Raw genomic sequence first — 18,138 nt, 5'->3', positions numbered from 1 at the left:
AAGATGAAACCGTTTACCGTTCTCGAGGCGCTGGTGGCGCCGCTCGATCGTGCCAACGTCGATACCGATGCGATCATTCCCAAGCAGTTCCTGAAGTCGATCAAGCGCAGCGGCTTCGGCCCCAACCTGTTCGACGAGTGGCGCTATCTGGATGTCGGGCAGCCCGGGCAGGACAACAGCAAGCGTCCCTTGAATAAGGATTTCGTGCTCAATCAGCCGCGCTACCAGGGCGCGCAGGTCCTGCTCACCCGCGACAACTTCGGCTGTGGCAGCTCGCGCGAGCATGCGCCGTGGGCGCTGGAAGACTACGGCTTTCGCGCCATCGTCGGTACCAGCTACGCCGATATCTTCTTCAACAACTGCTTCAAGAACGGCGTGTTGCCGATCGTGTTGCCGGCTGACGAGGTCGACGCGCTGTTCCGCCAATGCGAAGCGAACGAGGGTTATCGGCTCAAGGTGGATCTGGCCGCACAGACGGTCACCCGCCCCGATGGCAAGGTGATTGAATTCGACGTCGATCCGTTTCGCAAGGAATGCCTGCTCAACGGCTGGGACGATATCGGCCTGACCCTGCGTCACGCGGACAAGATTCGTGCGTTCGAAGACGCACGTCGCGCCAAGCACCCCTATTATTTTGCCTGAGTCCCAAGAGGCTCGAGCCAGCGTGGAGAAACGGATGAAGATTTGTGTGTTGCCGGGTGACGGCATCGGTCCTGAAATCATGGCGGAAGCCGTTCGTGTGCTGGGTGCGCTCGATATCAAGTTTGAACTTGAAGAGGGCTTGCTTGGCGGTTGTGCGGTCGATGCGACCGGCACGCCTTATCCGGAAGCGACGCAAAAGCTCGCGCGCCAGGCCGATGCCGTATTGCTGGGTGCCGTCGGCGGGCCGAAGTGGGATAACCTGCCGCGCGAACAGCGCCCCGAGCGCGGCCTGCTTGGCATCCGCAAGGATCTCAACCTGTTCGCCAACCTGCGTCCTGCGATCCTGTATCCCGAGCTTGCCAACGCGTCTTCGCTCAAGCCCGAAATCGTGGCCGGGCTGGACATCCTCATCGTGCGTGAACTGACGGGCGATATCTACTTCGGTCAGCCACGCGGGATCGAGGTACGCGAGGTCAACGGCGAGCAGCAGCGTGTGGGCTGGAACACCATGATCTACGCCGAGTATGAGATCCGGCGCATTCTCAAGGTCGCTTTCGAGGCGGCGCAGAAGCGTGGCAAGCGCCTGTGCTCGGTCGATAAGATGAACGTGCTCGAATGCACTCAACTTTGGCGCGATATAGCCGAAGAAGTGGCCAGGGACTATCCCGACGTCGAGTTGTCGCACATGCTGGTCGATAATGCGGCGATGCAGCTGGTGCGCAATCCGAAGCAGTTCGATGTCATGGTGACCGGCAACATGTTCGGCGATATTCTTTCCGATGAAGCCTCCATGCTGACCGGTTCGATCGGCATGTTGCCGTCGGCATCGCTGGACGCGAACAACAAGGGGTTGTACGAGCCCTCTCATGGTTCGGCGCCGGATATCGCGGGCAAGGGCGTTGCCAACCCGTTGGCAACAATCCTTTCTGCTGCGATGATGCTGCGCTACACCTTCGGACTCGAGGCGCCTGCTCAGCGCGTGGAGTCCGCGGTCAAGAAGGTCCTTGCGCAGGGCTTGCGCACTGGTGACATTTTCGAGCCGGGAACGACGAAGGTCGGCACGAGGGAAATGGGTGACGCGGTTCTCGCGGCGCTGTGAGGTTTTTCGATTCGAGGTGATGTGATGAAGCGAGTGGGTCTGGTTGGCTGGCGCGGCATGGTGGGTTCCGTGCTGATGCAGCGCATGGTGGATGAGGGTGATTTCGCCCATATCGAGCCCGTTTATTTTTCCACCTCCGCCGCGGGGGGCAAGGCGCCCGTGTTCGGTGGCAAGGAAGCGGCGCTGTCGTTGCAGGATGCAATGAGTATTGAGGCGCTCAAGGCCTGCGACATCATCATCACCTGCCAGGGCGGCGATTACACCAAAGAGGTGTTCCCGAAGCTGCGCGCGACCGGCTGGAACGGGCACTGGATCGATGCGGCCAGTGCATTGCGCATGGCCGATGATGCGGTGATCATCCTCGATCCGGTGAACATGCATGTCATCAAGGACGCGCTGGCCAAGGGCGGACGCAACTGGATTGGCGGCAACTGCACCGTATCGCTGATGTTGATGGGTCTGGGTGGCCTCTTCCGTGACGGTTTGGTCGAATGGGTTTCCGCCATGACATACCAGGCAGCATCGGGTGCGGGGGCGCAAAACATGCGCGAACTGATCGCCCAGATGGGTACCATTCACGCCTCGGTAGCGGACCTGCTGGCCGATCCGGCCTCGGCGATTCTCGATATCGACCGCAAGGTGGCCGAGACCATCCGCTCGGACGCCTTCCCCAAGAAGAACTTCCGTAATACGCCGCTGGCGGGCAGCCTGATCCCGTGGATCGATGTGCCGGTCGAGAATGGCCAGTCCAAGGAAGAGTGGAAGGGGGGGGCCGAGTGCAACAAGATTCTCGGTAACCCGGCTTTCCGCACGCCTGGCAGCGTGCCGATCGACGGACTTTGCGTTCGCATCGGTGCAATGCGCTGTCACTCGCAGGCGCTGACCATCAAGCTCAAGAAGGATGTTCCGCTCGACGAGATCAGCGGCATCATCGCCTCGGCCAATGACTGGGTCAAGGTGGTGCCTAACGAACGTGAACTCTCCGAGCGCGACCTGACACCCGCTGCAGTGACGGGCACGCTGACGGTGCCCGTGGGCAGACTGCACAAGATGGCGATGGGCCCCGAGTACCTGGGCGCATTCACTGTCGGTGATCAGCTCCTGTGGGGGGCAGCGGAACCGCTGCGGCGCATGCTGAGGATCCTGCTCGAAGCCTGAGCGGACACGGGGAAGGGGGGCAGTGCGGCATGACTGCCCCCAATCGTTTTCGCGGAGAGCGAGCGCTTTCCCCTTTAGACATAATCAGTTGGTGCAGCTTGCTAATAAAAATGCTAGATTGCTAGCCCAAGTCCATGATGTAACGTTCTTTGCCGGCTTGGTGAAGGGGAACGTGGTTTGAGGATAACTATGAAAACGTCGATTAAGGCATCCCTGATCGCTGCTGCGATCGCCTCGTTTCCGCTTGGCGGCCATGCTGCCGGGCTCGGACAGATCAATGTTTTCAGCGCGTTGGGTCAGCCCCTCAGGGCCGAGATCCAGATCAGCGCGACGGCACAGGAGTTGAGTTCGATCAGTGCCCGGGTGGCGTCGGCAGATGCCTTCCGCCAGGCAAACATTCCCTATCCGGGTTTCCTGTCGTCGATTCGGGTCTCTGTCGAGCGTAGCGGGCAGCGTCAGGTCGTCAAGCTCAGTAGTGACAGGCCGATCAACGAGCCATTTGTCGGGCTGCTGATCGAACTCGACTGGGCGACGGGGCGATTGTCGCGGGAGTACACCTTCCTGCTTGATCCGGTCGATGTCGCTGCGCCGAAACCGGTGGCCGCGCTTATCGCCGAGCAGGCGGCCGCACCGCGACCGAAGCCGTCGGCTGCGCCGGTGGTTGCGCGGACGCCTCAGGCGGATCGATATACCGTGCGCCGTGGAGACACGCTGCGCCGTATCGCCGATGAAAACCTGCCGGTAGGCGCCAATCTCGATCAGATGCTGATTGCCCTGTTCCGCGCCAACCCATCGGCCTTCGAGGGTGAAAACATCAATCGACTGCGCGCGGGGGCCATTCTGTCGATGCCATCGGAGGCGGCTGTGATGGCGAACTCACCGGCCGAGGCCCGCAGGGAAGTCCTGGCTCAGGCGGCCGACTTCGAGGCCTATCGGCAGCGTCTGGCGGGGACTGCGGTAACGCGTGAGGAGCCCGCGGTGCCGGCCGAGCAGTCAAGCAGCGGACGCATCGTACCCAAGGTCGAAGATGCCCGTGCGCCGGCGGATGGCGGCGACAAGTTGCAGATCTCGAGATCGCAGGACGCGCCGGGCATGGACAAGGCCGCAGTCACGCGGCTGCAGGCGCTCGAGGAAGAGCTGGTTGCGCGCGAGAAGGGGCTTGAAGAGGCAAATGCCCGCCTGGCACAACTTGAGCAGAGCATCCGCGAATTGCAGAAGCTGCTGGAGCTGAAGAGTCAGTCTCTAGCGCAGTTGCAGCCTGCCGGTGAGGCGCCGGCAGCTGCGGCTCCGCCACCAGCATCTCAGGCAGCACCTGCTGCGCCGGCTGCGCCAGAAACGGCGCCAGCGAGCGCACCGGCGCCTGTCGCCGAGTCCGCGCCGGCAGCGCCTTCCGAATCTGCGCAGAAGTCTGCCGAGGCGCCGCCCAAGCCTGCGCCTGCACCGCCGCCGGCAATGCCTGTCGAAGAGCCCGACTTCATCCAGTCGTTGATTGCGGATCCCGCGGTGCTTGCAGCTGGGGGCGGGGCGCTCGCATTGTTGCTTGGCTTCGTGGCCTACCGGTCGCGTCAACGTAAGAACGCCATCCAGGCGCTGGACAGCGCCGCGCTGATGAGTGAATTCCCGCCTGACAGCAGCGCCGTTTTTGGCGGTACCGGCGGGCAGAGTGTCGATACTGGCAACAGCAGTATCCTGCAGACCGACTTCAGCCAGTCCGGCCTGTCGTCGATCGATGCCGACGAAGGCGTCGATCCGGTTGCAGAGGCGGACGTCTACATGGCCTATGGCCGTGACGCGCAGGCCGAAGAGATTCTGGAGGATGCACTCAAGGCTGATCCAGCGCGCACGGCGATCTACCTCAAGTTGCTGGAGATCTACGCTCAGCGCCAGAGCGTGAAGCAATTCGAGACGACTGCCAGCGAACTGTATTCGCGCACTGGCGGACAAGGCACGGATTGGGAGAAGGCTGCGCAGATGGGGCGCAGGCTGGACCCGAACAATCCGCTTTACGCCGCACAGAGCGTGGACAGCGACCGGACCGTGCCACCCGCAACGGAGTTGCCGGGTGCGTCCAAGGCTGATTTGACGGTGCCGGCGGTTGCTGCCGCTGCCGCGACTGCCGTGGCTGCGGATGAGGCCGCCACCACCAAGGATGCTGCGGACGACGTCGGACAAGTGCTGTCGAGTCTCGATTTCACCACGTCCTCTCCGATTGAGCCGAGTCCCTCGCAGCTCAAGGATACGTGGACGATGCCCGGCGACCTCGGGCAGATCGCCAACGGTGATGCGGACGCGGTCGAAGCTGGTGCGGAAAACGAGGATGTCGGTGAGGAAATCAATGTCGAATCTATAGATTTCGACCTGGGGGGCGATGATGCCGCGCAAGATACTGCCGAGGAGTCGTTGACAACGACGGACCTCGATGCGGGCGCACCGGCTGCAGAGGATGCACCTGACTCGGAGATGGATCTCGAACTCGATGGGGATGAATTCACCCTTGAGATGGGCGGAAGCGACGTTGTCGAGCCGAAGGCTTCACCGACCAAGGAGGATGTCGTATCGGGTACGGCAACCGTGGTGGGCGATGATCTCGGTCAAGCGACGGCGGATGAGCCCGCACTTGAATTCGATTTGCCCGAACTTGATGCGCCGGCGGACGACAAGAAGGTGGCATTCGACATGAGTGCAACGGTAATCGAGCCTGTCGGCGGCGGCGCGGATGAGGACGACACTGTGATGGATCTCGAGAAGACGAGCTTCGAGCCCGATCTGCTCGATTTCGATTTCGAACTCGATGCGCCGACTGCGACACCTTCTGCGCCAGCGGGGCTGGATCTGACGAGTATCGATCTCGATCTTGAGCCGCCGGCCTCGGAACCCGACAGTGCTGATGCCGCGCCTGAGCAGGCCGGTTCGGAGCCAACGTCCGATGAAACCGAAGGGGCGCTCAATCCGGAGGTTGAAACCAAGCTCGAACTGGCTCGCGCGTACGATGAGATGGGCGACAAGGAAGGCGCACTCGAGTTGCTCAATGAAGTGCTGGCCGAAGGCTCATCGTCTCAACAGGCTGCAGCCCGCGCGCTGATCGAAAAACTCGGTTGAGTCCGGATATTGTCGCCGCCGTGGGGGTGTGGCCCCGCGGCGGCGCTTTATTTTGCGTATGCACGCGGGTCTGATCCTTTTGTTGTGGATAGCGGGCGTGGCGTCGGTGCAGTTTGTCGACGTCGATACGCTTTCGTATCTTGTGGTCACGTCCATCGTGCTGGTGTTCCTGTTCGCTCGTGCGCGGGGTCAGCGGCTGTTTCGTCGTGTGAAGGTGCTGTTGTTGGCTATCCTCGTGCTTTTCGCCTGGTTTACGCCCGGAGAAGCCCTGCTGGCGAGTGTGCCGTTGCTCAGTCCGACGCGGGAGGGCGTGACGCTTGCGCTCGAACACTTGGGACGTCTGCTTGTTGTCGTGTCCTGTGTCGCCCTGTTGCTTGAGCGCTTGCCGGCAGATCGCCTCGTCAGCGGCCTCTATGCCCTGTTCCGCCCGGCTTCGGCGCTGGGGCTTTCGGCGCAATCCCTTGCGCTGCGTCTGTTGCTCGTCTTGCGCTATGTTGACGATGCCCGCATACAGCAGTCGGGAGGTCGGAGGGGCAGGGTTCAGGATTGGAAGCAGTGGCTCATGGCGGCCGACGAACCGGTGGCGCCGGTCCATCTCGTGAGGGAACGCCTGGGTGTGCTCGATGGTCTCGTTCTGGCCTTGCTGGCTGGATTGCTGGGGTGGTGGATGTGGTAAGAATCGCACTTTGTGTCGAGTATGCGGGCGATGCCTTCGAGGGCTGGCAGAGTCAGCGCCATGGGCGCACGGTCCAGGATGTGCTGGAGGCGGCGATCGCGCGTATTGCGGGGGAGTCGGTGCGCCTTCAGGTTGCGGGCCGCACCGATACCGGGGTCCATGCCACTGCGCAGGTTGCACACTTCGATACCCATGCACGACGACCATTGACGGCCTGGGTTCGCGGTGTGAATACGTATTTGCCGCGAACCGTCGTGGTGCGCTGGGCGGTCGAGGTCGATGATCGCTTTCATGCGAGGTTTCTGGCCTACGAACGCGCGTACCGCTACATTCTCGTCAATTCGCCGACACGGCCGGCGGCAATGGCTGGAAAGGTGGGCTGGTTTCATCCGCCTCTGGACGCGGAGCGCATGGCCGAAGCGGCGCGATTGCTTGTCGGGAAGCATGATTTTTCCGCGTTCAGGGCGTCGTGTTGTCAGTCCAAGACGCCGGTGCGGGTCATGTACGACGTACAGGTGTCGCGCGCAGGCGATTACTTTGCCCTGGATTTTCGCGCCAACGGGTTTCTTCATCACATGGTGCGCAATCTCGTGGGCGCACTGGTGTATATCGGCAAAGGGCACTATTCTCCCGCGTGGCTTGGCGAGGTCCTTGAAAGCGGTGACAGGTCGCTGGCGGCGCCAACCTTCGAGGCGGCCGGCCTGTATCTTTGCGGGGTGGCCTATCCGCCGGACTGGCCGCTCCCGGACGATGGGCGTATCATCAACCGGCCCCAGCTTCCCCTCCTCTGAATGTCACGCACCCGAATCAAGATCTGTGGCCTGACGCGGCCGCAGGATGTCCGCGCGGCGGTCAATGCCGGAGCCGATGCGATCGGCTTCGTCTTCTATCCGCCCAGTCCGAGACATATTACCTTCGATAGAGCGGCCGAACTTGCGGCGCTGCTGCCGCCGTTCGTGACCGCGGTGGGCCTGTTCGTCAATCCGGCTCCCGCGTTCGTCGAACAGGCACTCAGCCGTGTGCCTTTGCAGTTGCTGCAGTTCCACGGCGACGAATCCGAGGCCGAATGTGCGCGCTACGGTCGCCCGTGGATCCGTGCCGCAAGGATGCGCGCAGGAGTTGATCTGATAGAATTCGCTGCTTGTCACCCCGGCGCCCGGGGCATCCTGCTCGACGCATTTGTCGATGGCTATGGCGGCGGCGGCAAGACGTTCGACTGGTCGCTGATCCCGAATGGGTTCACGCGGCCGATTATCCTTTCGGGGGGGCTCGATCCGGACAATGTCGGTGAAGCCGTGCGGCGCGTGCGTCCGTGGGCCGTGGATGTTTCGAGCGGAGTCGAAGTCGGAAAGGGAATCAAGGATGCGGCCATGATGGCGGCATTCGTTGCCGGAGTTCGAAATGAGGATGGCTGAGATGCAGTACGAGTTTCCCGATGAGAAGGGGCATTTTGGTCCCTACGGCGGCGTGTTCGTCGCCGAAACGCTGATGCCGGCGCTCGAGGAGTTGCGCGTAGCTTACGCCGAATGCTTGGCCGATCCGGCTTTTATTGCCGAGTTCGAGGCTGATCTCAAGCACTATGTCGGTCGTCCGAGTCCGATCTATCATGCCAAACGCTGGTCGGAGCTGCTTGGCGGTGCGCAGATCTATCTGAAGCGGGAAGACCTCAACCACACCGGTGCGCACAAGGTGAACAACTGCATCGGGCAGGCGATGGTGGCCCGGCGCATGGGCAAGCCGCGCGTCATCGCCGAGACCGGCGCGGGGCAACACGGCGTGGCGACCGCAACGGTGGCCGCCCGTTACGGCATGGAATGCGTGGTGTACATGGGGTCGGAGGACGTCAAGCGGCAGGCCGCCAATGTCTACCGGATGAAGCTTCTCGGCGCTACCGTGGTGCCGGTCGAGTCTGGCTCGAAGACGCTCAAGGATGCGCTCAACGAAGCCATGCGCGACTGGGTGACCAATATCTCCAATACGTTCTACATCATCGGCACCGTGGCGGGGCCTCATCCCTATCCGATGATGGTGCGCGATTTCCAGACCGTGATCGGCAAGGAATGCCTGGTGCAGATGCCCGAGTTGATCGGTCGTCAGCCTGACTATGTGATTGCGTGTGTGGGCGGCGGGTCCAATGCAATGGGCATTTTTCATCCCTACATCGATGTTGCCGGTGTTCGCCTGATCGGTGTCGAGGCGGCGGGCGATGGCATCGAGACCGGCCGTCATGCCGCGCCGCTGACTGCGAACGTCAAGCCAGGTGTCCTGCATGGCAATCGCACCTATCTGATGCAGGACGAGGACGGGCAGATCATCGAGACGCATTCCATCTCGGCCGGACTCGATTATCCCGGTGTCGGTCCCGAACACGCATGGCTCAAGGACTCACTGCGTGCGGAGTATGTCGCGGTCACCGACGGCGAGGCCTTGCAGGCATTCCACGATCTGTGTCGGTTCGAGGGTATCATCCCGGCCCTCGAGTCCTCCCACGCGCTCGCGCACGCTGCAAAGCTGGCGCCGACCTTGCCCAAGGACAAAGTACTGCTCGTGAATCTGTCCGGCCGTGGCGACAAGGACATGCATACGGTGGCCGAGCGCTCGGGCATCCAGTTCTAACCTGCTGCGAACCGCGCTGCGGTTCGCATTGCCGGACTTCATCATGTCGAAAATCCAGTCTACTTTTCAGCGCCTTCAGGCCGAGGGCCGCAAGGCCCTGATCCCTTTCATTACGGCAGGCGATCCCGATGGCGAGGTCACGGTTCCGCTGATGCATGCGATGGTGGCAAGTGGTGCCGACATCATCGAGCTCGGGGTGCCGTTTTCAGATCCGATGGCTGACGGCCCGACGATTCAACGTGCTTCCGAACGCGCGCTGGCCGCGGGTATGAGCTTGCGCAAGGTGTTGGCCATCGTTCGCGCTTTCCGTGTCGATGATCAGCTCACACCCGTGGTGCTGATGGGCTACGCCAATCCGATCGAGGCGATGGGCGAAGACACCTTTGTCGCCGTCGCGCGGGAGGCCGGCGTGGATGGTGTGCTGGTGGTCGACTACCCGCCAGAAGAGTGCGTGCGCTTTTCCGCGCTGGCCAAGAGCGCAGGGCTCGACCCGATTTTCCTTCTCGCCCCCACCTCTACCGAACAGCGCTTTCGCGATGTGGCTGAAGCGGGGAGTGGCTACATATATTATGTTTCCCTCAAGGGTGTGACTGGGGCCGGCAATCTCGACTTCGATGAAGTGGCCCGTCGTATTCCGCAGATCCGGTCGGCGGTAGGCATGCCTGTCGGCGTGGGATTCGGCATTCGCGATGCCGACAGTGCGAAACGCATTGCTGCCGTTGCTGACGCGGTCGTGATCGGTAGCCGTATCATCGAGGAGATCGAACGCAGCCCCCGTGACGCGGTGGTCGCCAATGTATCTTCTTTCATCCGAGGGATTCGTGCCGCGCTGGATGCAACGGCAGGAGCCAAACAATGAGCTGGTTGCAGAAACTGCTGCCGCCGAAGATCAAGCGAAACGATCCCGGCGCGCGTAACAAGTCGATTCCGGAAGGGTTGTGGAGCAAGTGCCCTGCATGCGAGGCCGTGCTCTACCGTTCCGATCTCGAGAGCAATCTTTGTGTCTGTCCCAAGTGTGGCCACCACCAGCGGCTGAGGGCGCGCGTGCGTCTTGATCAGTTGCTCGATCCCGAGGGGCGGTTCGAGATCGGGGCCGAGGTGGTTCCCGTTGATGCGCTCAAGTTCAAGGATTCGCGCAAGTACCCCGAACGTCTGTCGACCGCTACCGCGGATACAGGCGAAGCCGATGCGATGGTGGTGATGCAGGGCGCGATATTGACCATGCCCGTCGTGGTGGCGTGCTTCGAATTCGATTTTCTCGGCGGTTCCATGGGGTCGGTCGTAGGCGAGCGCTTCGTGCGCGGTGCGCGCGTCGCGCTGGAGCAACGCATCCCCTTCATCTGCATTACCGCAACCGGCGGCGCGCGGATGCAGGAGGGACTGTTCTCGTTGATGCAGATGGCCAAGACCACGGCCATCATTACCCAGTTGTCGCAGCGCAAGCTGCCCTTCATTTCGCTGCTTACCGATCCGACCATGGGGGGAGTGTCCGCCAGTTTTGCCTTCATGGGCGATGTGGTGATCGCTGAGCCCGGTGCGCTGATCGGATTCGCCGGTCCGCGGGTGATTGAGCAGACAGTGCGCGAAACCTTGCCCGAGGGGTTTCAACGGTCGGAATTCCTGCTCGAGAAGGGTGCAATCGACATGATCGTCGACCGGCGCGAACTGCGTCAGCGCATCGCCGAGTTGCTTGCATTACTTGGTCGGCAGCCCGCTGTCCATGCCTGAGTCGCTTGAAGATCCCAAAGTGTTGCCGGATACGGTCGAGGGCTGGCTGGCCCTGCTCGAATCGCGTCATGCGCAGACCATTCAGCTGGGTCTGGATCGCGTGGCAAAGGTGCGTGCCGCACTCGGCCCCGATCCCGCAGCGGTCGTGATCGCCGTCGGGGGAACGAATGGCAAGGGCTCGACCTGCGCAATGCTGGAGTCCATCCTGCTGGCAGAAGGCTACCGGGTGGGCTGCTACACGTCGCCTCATCTGCTGCGCTACAACGAACGGGTTCGGGTGGATGGACGGGATGTCGATGACGCTGCGCTGATCGAAGCATTTGTCAGCGTTGAACATGCTCGTGGCCAGACTGCATTGACCTATTTCGAACACGGAACGCTCGCGGCCTGGGAGGTGTTCCGCGCCCAACGCCCCGACGTCATCATCCTTGAAGTGGGTCTTGGCGGGCGGCTGGATGCGGTTAACGTGTTCGACGCCGATTGCGCCATCGTGACCGGTGTTGCGATGGATCACATGGAGTATCTCGGCGATACCCGGGAGGCGATCGGGTTCGAGAAGGCGGGAATCTTCCGCGCCGGCAAGCCGGCCGTCTATGGTGATCCACAGCCTCCGGCATCGCTGGTGGAGCATGCGGCTTCGATCGGCGCCACCCTGTGGATCAGCGGGCGCGATTTCGGGTTTGGTGGCGACCAGCAACAGTGGGGCTATTGGCGCTATGAGGCGGCGCCGGCCAAGGGCGCCTTGACCAGGCGCGGCGGACTTGCCTATCCGGCATTGCGCGGCGCCAATCAATTGCTCAATGCGGCCGCGGTCATGACCGCACTCGATACCTTGCGTGAGTGCATCCCCGTCTCGATGCAGTCCGTGCGCGAAGGACTGATGCTTGTGGAGGTTCCCGGCAGATTCCAGGTCCTTCCGGGACGACCGGCAGTGGTGCTCGACGTTGCCCACAATCCGCAGGCGGCCGGCGTGCTGTCGGAGAATCTGGGCGGTATGGGTTTTCATCCCGAGACCAGTGCGGTGCTGGGCATGTTCGGCGACAAGGACGTCGAGGGGGTGGTGGCAAGGATGCGTGACAGGGTGGATCGCTGGTATCTGGCAGATCTTCCCGGGCCGCGCGGACTGACGGCCGAGGATCTTGCCGTGCGGGTGCGTGCTGCGGAGGCAAAAGGCGATATCCATTGTTTCAAATCTCCGTCAGAGGCCTTTATTGCAGCGCGGAAAAGCGTGGAAGAGGGTGATAGAATCGCGGTCTTTGGTTCATTCCTGACCGTGGCAGACGTGCTGGCAACGATTCGTTCCGAGCGCCACTGAAGAGGTTTCCGGTGAGTGACGCAGACAACCTCGAGATCAAGAAGCGGGCGCGCCGACGCCTGGTGGGCGCTGCCGCGCTTGCGCTTCTTGCAGCGATCCTGCTGCCCATGGCAATGGATCAGGAGCCGCAGACATCCTCCCAGGACATCCAGATTTCGATTCCGGATCGCGATGCCATGAGTAGCGAGGCGCGGCCCATCGGTCCCGTCACACCCAATGCCCCTGCCGCGGACGCCGACATCACGCCGGCACCGATCGAACAGCCGGCGGCGATCGTGTCGCCGCCAGTTCCCGCCGTCAAGCCTGAAGCGAAACCAGAAGTTTCAGAACGGAAGCCATCTTCGTCCGTTGCGGATAAGCCCGCGTCGCCGCCCGACGACGAGGCCGCCCGGGTCAAGGCTCTGCTGAGCGGGGGCGACGTGCGCGCGACTTCGGCGCCCGCTCAGATTGAACCGGTGGTCATCCAGATCGGCGCCTTCAGTGATGATGACAAGGCGAAATCACTTGCAGCCGAACTCAAGAAAAAGGGTTATGCGGCCTACACTGAGAAAGCCGGTGCGGTGACCCGCGTTCGCGTTGGTCCTGCAAAAGGGCGCGTGGAAGCCGACAAGGTCGCGGCGCAGCTGCGCGCGCAGGGGCTGAATGCGGTCATTGCGCCGCGCTGATAGCTGGCGATGACCGTCTTCGATTATGTTTTTCTGGCGGTGCTCGGCCTGTCAGCCGCAGTCGGTTTGTGGCGAGGGTTGGTGAGCGAGGTCATGGCGCTGGTGGCCTGGCTGGCGGCCGTACTTGCAGCCTGGCGCTATGCGGGCGAAGCTGCCGCACTGTTCGGCGGTATCATCGGTGATCCGGCGTGGCGTCAGATTGCAGGCTTTGCATCGATCATCGTCGTGGTATTGCTGATGGCGGCTTTTCTTCGCTTTCTGCTGCGAGAATTGCTCAAGGCTGCGGGCCTGGGAGCAACCGACCGTTTTTTTGGCGCACTGTTCGGTCTGGCTCGTGGCCTGGCGATCACGTTCGCAGTAGTGTTGTTGGGGGGATTGGTGGGAATGTCGCGTGAGCCATGGTGGGCGAATGCGATGTTCTCGCCGCCGCTCGAGACGGCAGTGATTGCTGCCAAACCGTGGCTGCCGGATGCGGTGGCTGACAGAGTTCGTTTCAGATAGGCAGGGTTTCCATGTGCGGAATTCTTGGGGTCGTTGCGACTTCCCCGGTTAATCAGTTGCTCTACGACGGTCTGCAGGTGCTTCAGCACCGGGGTCAGGATGCTGCGGGCATAGCCACGGCAGAGGGCGGTCGCTTTCACATGCACAAGGGTTCCGGCTTGGTGCGGGATGTCTTTCGCACCCGCAACATGCGAAATCTGGAAGGAAACTGGGGCATTGGTCATGTTCGCTATCCCACGGCGGGCTCTGCCTACAATGCCGCCGAGGCGCAGCCTTTCTACGTCAACTCGCCGTTCGGCTTGCTGCTGGCGCACAACGGCAACCTGACCAATTCCGATGAACTCAAGCGCGAGATGTTTCTCGCCGACTTGCGACACATCAACACCAATTCCGATTCGGAAGTGCTGCTGAACGTGCTGGCGCATGAGTTGCAGGCGGCGGCCAACGGTCTGAAGCTTGACGAAGATGCGGTTTTTCGCGCCGTGGCTGGCGTGCACCGCCGGTGTCGGGGTGCCTATGCGGCAGTGGTGATGATTGCGGGTTACGGTCTGCTTGCGTTCCGCGACCCTTATGGCATTCGTCCCCTGGTGATCGGGCGCAATGACGTCGGCGATTCGACCGAATGGCTGGTCGCCTCGGAGTCGGTTGCGCTTGATGTGCTGGGTTTCAAACTCTTGCGTGACGTCGCGCCTGGCGAGGCGGTGCTGGTTGATACCGAGGGCAATTTTCGTAGCCGGCAATGTGCGAGCAAGACGGTCGAGGCTCCGTGCATGTTCGAGTTTGTCTATCTCGCCCGCCCCGACTCGATCATCGACGGCGTGTCGGTATACGAGTCGCGGGTGAAGATGGGTGAATTTCTGGCCGAGAAGATGAAGCGCACGCTGCCCAATGTGCACATCGATGTCGTCATTCCGATTCCGGACTCGAGTCGGCCTTCGGCGATGGAGATGGCTCATCGTCTGAACCTTCCCTATCGTGAGGGCTTCGTCAAGAACCGCTATATTGGCCGTACCTTCATCATGCCGGGACAGGCGACGCGCCGGAAGTCGGTGCGGCAGAAGCTCAATACCATTCATCAGGAGTTCAAGGGCAAGAGCGTTTTGCTGGTGGATGACTCGATCGTACGTGGTACGACGAGCAAGGAGATCGTGAACATGGCGCGTGAGGCTGGCGCAAGCAAGGTCTATCTTGCTTCGGCGGCGCCACCGGTGAGGTTTGCGAATGTCTACGGCATTGACATGCCCACGCGCGGCGAGTTGATCGCAAGCGACCGCGATGAAGCCGAGATCTGTCGTCAGATCGGCGCCGATGGCCTGATCTATCAGGATCTGGAGGATCTGAAGTCCTCCGTTCGCGCACTCAACCCCGCGATCAAGTTCTTCGAAACCTCCTGTTTCGATGGTACCTACGTGACCGGTGACATCACCGCAGAGTATCTGAGCGGGGTTGAGAACCAGCGTTGCGAGGACACGCCGAGTGCGCGCGAGGATCATGACAGTGATCAGATGGATCTCAACCTGATTACGCATCCAGACCAATGACATCGATTCCCGACGACAAGGGGTACGAACTCGATACGCTGGCAGTGCGCGCCGGCATCGAGCGCAGCCAGTTCAATGAGCACAGCGAGGCGATGTACCTGACCTCCAGTTTCGTGTTCGAGAGTGCGGCTCAGGCAGCGGCCCGTTTTTCGGGCGCGGAGGAGGGAAACGTATACGCGCGGTTCTCGAATCCCACGGTGACTGCGATGCAGACCCGGCTCGCGGCGCTCGAGGGCGGCGAAGCATGTATTGCGACCGCCTCCGGGATGGCCGCCATCCTGTCTTTGGCCATGTCGGTGCTGGAGGCGGGCGATCATGTGGTGGCCTCGCTGGGCCTGTTCGGATCCACGCAGCAGTTGTTCGGGAACATTCTGAGCAAGTTCGGGATCGAGACGAGCTTCGTGCCGGCGACCGATCTTGAGGCTTACCGCACTGCGGTGCGGGCGCGAACCAAGCTCTTCTTCATCGAGACGCCCTCCAATCCACTCACCGAGGTCGTCGATATCGCCGCTGTTGCGGAGATCGCCCACGAGGCCGGTGCGATACTGGCGGTGGACAATTGCTTCTGTTCCCCAGTCCTGCAGCGTCCGCTTGAACTCGGCGCCGATGTCGTCGTGCATTCAGCCACCAAATATCTTGATGGCCAGGGGCGTGTGCTGGGTGGTGCCGTGGTGGGCCCCAGGCGCATCACCGACGAAGTGTTCAAATTTCTCCGTACGGCGGGGCCGACGCTTTCGCCCTTCAACGCCTGGGTGATACTCAAGGGGCTTGAAACACTGCGGATTCGCATGGACGCGCAGTCGGCGAGCGCGCTGGAGCTCGCACGCTGGCTTGAGGCTCAACCCGGGGTTGCTCGGGTTTTCTACCCCGGGCTGCCATCACATCCTCAGCACGCGCTGGCCATGCGGCAGCAAAAGTCCGGTGGCGCCATTTTGAGCTTCGAGGTCGAAGGTGGTCGGGTGGCAGCGTGGCGTGTCGTGGATTCGACCAGAGTGATCTCGATTACAGCCAATCTGGGTGACACCAAGAGCACGATTACCCATCCGGCAACGACCACGCATGGTCGCATTACGCCGGAAGCCCGTGCAGCGGCAGGCATTGGCGAGGGCCTGCTGCGCATTGCCGTTGGGCTGGAGGCTGTCGAAGATCTCAAGGTCGACCTTGCGCGAGGGCTGCTCGCTAGCGTGTAAGCGCAGGATCGTGCGCGAAACAAGAGGCGTCAGTCGCAACGACTGACGCCTTTTCTACGTGTACGCAGGTTGCGTGCGCGAGTGCCCCCAATGCGGCGACCGTGTGCCGGCTGCTATGCGCTTCCGGTGGGAAATGCGTAGACTGCGGGGTCTAGGGCGTGTCGACGCCAAGCCCACGGAACACATTCAGGACGGGGGACGGGCATGACAGACCACGTAGCAGTTAGCGCGCATACCGAAATCGAACAGATTGTCAGTGCGCTCGAGGCCGGCAGATACAAGCGCGTACGCAAGTTGCTTCATCACATGCATCACGCAAAAATTGCTGGTGTGCTCGAGGCAATCGATTCAGAGCAGCGTCACGCCGTGTGGCAACAGGTCGACGCCGGCCATGAAGCGAGAATCCTTGCGCATCTCAACCCTGCTCTGGCCCGGCAGCTGGTCGGTGATTCCGCTGATCCTGATGGGCCGTCGAACGCGTTGGACGACAGTGAGGCGCAGACTGCGACGACGCAGATCCGGGAAGCAAGAGCAGCGTTGGCACAGGGAAAGCTGAAGCGGGTTGGCAAGATCCTTCGCGACATGCACCCTGCAAAGGCGGCCGGATTGCTCGAATCCTTGCCCCCCAAGGAGCGCAGTGCCGCCTGGAGCATGATTGACGCTGATCGTGCCGGCAGGGTATTGACCTATCTGCATGGAGAGATCTGTGCGGCCTTGGCACTCGAAATGGACCAAGAGGAACTCGTCGTCGCGGCCGAACGGCTCGATCTCGATGACCTCGTGGACTTGATTCAATCGCTTCCGGAAGAGACGGGGCGCCAGCTGCTGCAGGCGACCGCAGGGCGCCGGCGCGAGAAGCTGGTATCGATGCTCTCCTATCCGGAGGATTCGGCTGGCGGTCTGATGAACATCGACCAGATCGTGGTGCGGGCCGATGTTCGTCTCGCGACGGTTCTTGGATATCTGCGGTTGATCAAGTCTCTCCCGGTACAGACGGACATGCTCATGGTGGTCGACCGCAAGGGTATCTACCAGGGCGCGTTGCGGCTTACGGCACTGGTTACGGCGCGGCCGGAGCGCAAGGTCGCGGAGGTCATGGAGGCCGATCTGCCCGCGCTTCCGGTGGACATGCCCGCGGACGAAGTGGCGCGTCTGTTCCAGGACCACGACTTGTTGTCGGCGCCAGTCGTGGATGAGCGCAGTGTCCTGCTGGGGCGCATTACGGTCGATGATGTCGTGGATCTGATTAGGGACAATTCCGACAAGGCAATGATGCACATGGCGGGTCTGGACGAGGAGGCCGACATGTTTGCCCCTGTGTTGACGAGTTCGAGACGGCGGGCCGTCTGGCTCGGCATCAATCTAGTCACCGCCTTTCTGGCCGCCTGGGTGATCGGTCTGTTCCAGACTACGCTGGAGCGCGTGGTGGCGCTGGCCGTGTTGATGCCGATTGTGGCCAGCATGGGTGGTATTGCCGGTAGCCAGACCCTTACGCTCGTGATCCGGGGTATGGCACTTGGACAGGTGGAGGGCTCCAATGCGCGTGCGCTGCTGGCAAAGGAGATCGGCATTGCGACGCTCAACGGGCTTCTTTGGGCGCTTGTCGTCGCCGCGCTGGCAGTGGCGTGGTTTGGCGACTGGGAAATTGGCGGCGTCATTGGTGCTGCCATCCTGATCAATCTGCTGTTTGCCGCACTGGCCGGGCTCGCTGTACCAATGGTGCTGGACAGAATCGGTATCGACCCCGCGCTCGCGGGCGGTGTGGTCGTGACGACAGTCACCGATGTCATTGGTTTTTTTGCTTTTCTGGGGCTCGCAACGATGGTTCTTTAGCGTCGATTTGCCTCGATTGCTGAAACTTCTTGAATTTAGTTCTTGCATTCGTTCATGGGGTGTCTATAATGCGCA

16 protein-coding genes are annotated in these 18,138 nt (G+C 61.7%); all 16 read left to right on the top strand.

Going from position 1 to position 18,138, the window contains the following annotated elements; genetic code table 11:
• Window positions 1-3 precede the first annotated feature (3 nt).
• On the top strand, window positions 4-642 hold the full coding sequence (gene leuD, locus J5J83_RS08850) for a 3-isopropylmalate dehydratase small subunit (protein ID WP_212348050.1): 639 nt from the start codon (window positions 4-6) through the stop codon (window positions 640-642).
• Window positions 643-676: 34 nt separating this feature from the next.
• Window positions 677-1,741 carry a 3-isopropylmalate dehydrogenase gene (gene leuB / locus J5J83_RS08845; RefSeq protein WP_212348047.1) on the top strand — a complete coding sequence of 355 codons (1,065 nt, stop codon included), beginning with the start codon at window positions 677-679 and terminating at the stop codon, window positions 1,739-1,741.
• A 24-nt stretch (window positions 1,742-1,765) separates the two neighbouring features.
• Complete coding sequence (asd, locus tag J5J83_RS08840) at window positions 1,766-2,899, top strand: aspartate-semialdehyde dehydrogenase (protein WP_212348044.1); 1,134 nt, start codon at window positions 1,766-1,768, stop codon at window positions 2,897-2,899.
• Window positions 2,900-3,088: 189 nt separating this feature from the next.
• Window positions 3,089-5,998 carry a FimV/HubP family polar landmark protein gene (locus J5J83_RS08835; protein WP_212348042.1) on the top strand — a complete coding sequence of 970 codons (2,910 nt, stop codon included), beginning with the start codon at window positions 3,089-3,091 and terminating at the stop codon, window positions 5,996-5,998.
• 58 nt (window positions 5,999-6,056) lie between these two features.
• A complete protein-coding gene (locus J5J83_RS08830; protein WP_212352911.1) occupies window positions 6,057-6,674 on the top strand; it encodes a CbiQ family ECF transporter T component in 618 nt (205 codons plus the stop codon).
• Complete coding sequence (gene truA / locus J5J83_RS08825; RefSeq protein ID WP_212352909.1) at window positions 6,668-7,465, top strand: tRNA pseudouridine(38-40) synthase TruA; 798 nt, start codon at window positions 6,668-6,670, stop codon at window positions 7,463-7,465. Before J5J83_RS08830 ends, truA begins: the two co-directional genes overlap by 7 nt.
• Window positions 7,466-8,089 carry a phosphoribosylanthranilate isomerase gene (locus tag J5J83_RS08820; protein ID WP_212348039.1) on the top strand — a complete coding sequence of 208 codons (624 nt, stop codon included), beginning with the start codon at window positions 7,466-7,468 and terminating at the stop codon, window positions 8,087-8,089.
• Entirely contained in the window at window positions 8,076-9,290 is a 1,215-nt protein-coding gene (trpB, locus tag J5J83_RS08815) for a tryptophan synthase subunit beta (protein ID WP_212348036.1), read from the top strand. The genes J5J83_RS08820 and trpB overlap by 14 nt, the downstream gene beginning before the upstream one ends.
• Before the next feature lie 43 nt (window positions 9,291-9,333).
• Complete coding sequence (trpA, locus tag J5J83_RS08810; protein WP_212348032.1) at window positions 9,334-10,149, top strand: tryptophan synthase subunit alpha; 816 nt, start codon at window positions 9,334-9,336, stop codon at window positions 10,147-10,149.
• Window positions 10,146-11,018 (top strand): acetyl-CoA carboxylase, carboxyltransferase subunit beta, encoded by an 873-nt coding sequence (accD, locus tag J5J83_RS08805; RefSeq protein WP_212348029.1) that lies wholly within the window; start codon window positions 10,146-10,148, stop codon window positions 11,016-11,018. Before trpA ends, accD begins: the two co-directional genes overlap by 4 nt.
• Complete coding sequence (gene folC, locus J5J83_RS08800) at window positions 11,011-12,333, top strand: bifunctional tetrahydrofolate synthase/dihydrofolate synthase (protein WP_212348026.1); 1,323 nt, start codon at window positions 11,011-11,013, stop codon at window positions 12,331-12,333. Before accD ends, folC begins: the two co-directional genes overlap by 8 nt.
• Window positions 12,334-12,395: 62 nt before the next feature.
• Window positions 12,396-12,998: an SPOR domain-containing protein gene (locus J5J83_RS08795; RefSeq protein WP_349251874.1), complete on the top strand. Its 603-nt coding sequence runs from the start codon at window positions 12,396-12,398 to the stop codon at window positions 12,996-12,998.
• A gap of 9 nt (window positions 12,999-13,007) precedes the next feature.
• Window positions 13,008-13,499, top strand: a complete 492-nt coding sequence (locus J5J83_RS08790; protein WP_212348020.1) for a CvpA family protein — start codon at window positions 13,008-13,010, stop codon at window positions 13,497-13,499.
• Between the two features lie 11 nt (window positions 13,500-13,510).
• Entirely contained in the window at window positions 13,511-15,040 is a 1,530-nt protein-coding gene (gene purF, locus J5J83_RS08785; RefSeq protein WP_212348017.1) for an amidophosphoribosyltransferase, read from the top strand.
• Window positions 15,037-16,230: an O-succinylhomoserine sulfhydrylase gene (locus J5J83_RS08780; RefSeq protein WP_212348014.1), complete on the top strand. Its 1,194-nt coding sequence runs from the start codon at window positions 15,037-15,039 to the stop codon at window positions 16,228-16,230. Before purF ends, J5J83_RS08780 begins: the two co-directional genes overlap by 4 nt.
• Window positions 16,231-16,434: 204 nt before the next feature.
• The gene (mgtE, locus tag J5J83_RS08775) at window positions 16,435-18,063 is read left to right on the top strand and encodes a magnesium transporter (RefSeq protein WP_212348011.1); all 1,629 of its coding nucleotides are present in this window, start codon (window positions 16,435-16,437) and stop codon (window positions 18,061-18,063) included.
• The last annotated feature ends 75 nt before the right edge of the window (window positions 18,064-18,138 follow it).

This window comes from Azoarcus sp. L1K30 (assembly GCF_018122735.1).
Classification (GTDB): domain Bacteria; phylum Pseudomonadota; class Gammaproteobacteria; order Burkholderiales; family Rhodocyclaceae; genus Parazoarcus.
The sequence above is the reverse complement of the archived record's forward strand: the minus strand, read 5'-3'. Positions and strand labels throughout refer to the sequence as shown.